This window comes from uncultured Subdoligranulum sp. (assembly GCF_937890665.1).
Genome location: NZ_CALADU010000137.1, coordinates 1 through 2,486 on the forward strand (window position 1 = coordinate 1; position 2,486 = coordinate 2,486).

Genomic DNA, 2,486 nt, shown 5'->3' on the forward strand with positions numbered 1-2,486 from the left:
CGCCTTCGGCACGATGGGCAGCGTCTATGCCGAGAAGGTCATGGGCCGCAAGGACCCCAAGGTGGCGTTGGTGAACAACGGCGCCGAGGACACCAAGGGTACCCCCACCTATCGGGAAGCCCACCAGCTCCTCAAAGCCAACCCCTGCATCCACTTTGCGGGCAACATCGAGCCCCGTTACATCATGGACGGTGATGTGGACGTGGTGGTCTGCGACGGATTTGTGGGCAACGTGGTCCTCAAACTCACCGAGGGCGTGGCCAAGACCCTGCTGGGCATGCTCAAGCAGGTCTTTTTGAAGAATCTCATCACCAAGCTCAGCTATCTGGGCATCAAGGGGGGCCTGTCCGAGATCAAGCGGATGATGGACTCCGAAGAAGTGGGCGGCGCGCCGCTGCTGGGCGCTGCCAAGCCGGTCATCAAGGCCCACGGTTCCAGCAAGGCCAAGGGCATCAAGAATGCCATCCGGCAGGCCAAGATCTGTGTGGCCAACGACCTGTGCGGCACCATGCAGACCGCCCTGAACGCGCTGGAAACCAAACCCCAAGCCTAACTTTGCCCCAACCAAGAAAGGATGGACCCAACTGTGCCTACCCATAAACCCGAAGAACTGCAGCAGGTTCTCCACTATCAGTTCAAAAATCCCGCCCTGCTGCGCATTGCGCTGACCCATACCAGCTATGCCAACGAGAGCAAAGTCCCCACCACCCACAACGAGCGGCTGGAATTTTTGGGGGACAGTGTGCTGTCGGTAGTGGCGGCGGATTATCTGTTCCACCAGTCCGACCGGCCCGAAGGCGAGCTGACCCGGATGCGGGCCAGCCTTGTCAGCGAGGATGCCCTCTTCCAGTTTGCCAGTGAGATCCATCTGGGGGACTATCTGCGGCTGGGCCACGGCGAGGATCTGGGCGGCGGACGGAACCGGCCCAGCGTAGTGTCCGACGCCTTCGAGGCGGTCATCGCTGCCCTCTATCTGGACGGCGGGCTGGAAGTGGCCCGCAGCTTTATCCTGCCGTTCCTCAGCGAGGGTAAAACCGCCGAGGAAGACTACAAGACCCGCCTGCAAGAGGTGGTACAGCAGAACCCCAACGCCCAACTGCGCTATGAGGTGGAGGGCGAGACCGGCCCCGACCATGCCAAACAGTTCACCGTAGGGGTGTACTGTGACGGCAAGCGGCTGGCGCAGGGCGTGGGCCGCAGCAAGAAGGCGGCGGAACAGCATGCCGCCAAGCAGGCGCTGGACCGTCTGCAAGCCAACCGCTAAGGAGACCCTATGCGTCTGAAAGAACTGGAAATTCAGGGCTTTAAGTCCTTCCCCGACCGTACCAAGATCACCATTGGCAACGGCATCACCGGCGTGGTGGGGCCCAACGGTTCGGGCAAGTCCAATATCTCGGACTCCATCCGCTGGGTGCTGGGCGAAACCAGCTCCAAGCAGCTTCGGGGCTCCGGCAAGATGGAGGACGTTATCTTTGGCGGCACCCAGACCCGGGGCGCCATGGGCTATGCGTCGGTGGCGCTGACCATCGACAACAGCGACCATGGCCTCGATATGGACGCCGACGAGGTGACCATCGGCCGCCGGTACTACCGCAGCGGCGAAAGTGAATATTCCATCAACGGCCAGAACGTCCGCCTCAAGGATGTCTACGAACTGTTGCTGGACACCGGTCTGGGCCGGGACGGCTACGCCATCGTAGGGCAGGGCCGCATTGCCGAGATCGTGGGCGCCAAGTCCGGTGAGCGGCGGGAAATTTTTGAGGAAGCGTCGGGCATTGCCAAGTACCGCTACCGCAAAAACGAAGCCGAGCGCCGTCTGGCCGCTGCCGAGGGCAATCTGGAGCGGCTGCGGGACATCTTGGGTGAACTGGAAAAACGGGTGGGCCCCCTGAAACGGGACAGTGAAAAGGCCCAGCAGTTCCTTGAACTGTCGGCCACCCGCAAAAGTCTGGAAGTCACCCTCTGGGTGGATGCCATCCGCCGCGCCAACGAATCCCTGCGGGACCAGCAGCGCAAGTACGAGGCCGCGCAGGCCGACTACGAGCGGCTGAGCCGTCAGTTGGACGAGTTTGACGCCAAGAGCAATGCCCTGCGGGAACAGGCCCAGAACTACATGCTGCAGGTGGAACAGGCCAACGCCGACATCCGCGCCATCACCGAAGCCAACGCCGGCAGCGAAAGTCAGGTGGCCGTCCTCAAAAACGAGAACGAGCACAACCGCTTCCGCATCGACGAAGCCCGCTCCGAACTGGAACGGGCCGGACAGGGCCAGCAGAGCATCCAGCGGGAAGCAGAGGAACACCGCACCGCCATCGAGGCATTACAGGCCGGTCTGACCGCGCTGGACGAGGGCATCGCCGCTTTGCGCAGCAGCTTGCAGGAACTGGAAGCCAAGGCCGCAGCCAGCGGCCAGCGGCGGGACGTCATCGACGCCGCCATGGCCCGGCTGCAGGACACCGCTACCTCGGCGAAGGTGCGCTTTGCCG

Annotated in this window: 2 protein-coding genes and 1 pseudogene; all 3 read left to right on the top strand. The window is 62.7% G+C overall.

Annotated features, from left to right (window positions below; translation table 11 throughout):
• Positions 1 to 553: pseudogene (locus Q0526_RS08055) on the top strand (phosphate--acyl-ACP acyltransferase); the annotation flags it as partial.
• Between the two features lie 21 nt (positions 554 to 574).
• A complete protein-coding gene (gene rnc, locus Q0526_RS08060; protein ID WP_298732340.1) occupies positions 575 to 1,264 on the top strand; it encodes a ribonuclease III in 690 nt (229 codons plus the stop codon).
• Positions 1,265 to 1,273: 9 nt separating this feature from the next.
• The coding region (locus Q0526_RS08065; RefSeq protein WP_298732342.1) for an AAA family ATPase at positions 1,274 to 2,486 on the top strand (1,213 nt) is incomplete at its 3' end.

What these genes read in the sequence shown, in the direction of transcription:
- rnc (WP_298732340.1), top strand. Translation starts at nt 575, where the DNA reads ATGGACCCAACTGTGCCTACCCATAAACCCGAAGAACTGCAGCAGGTT.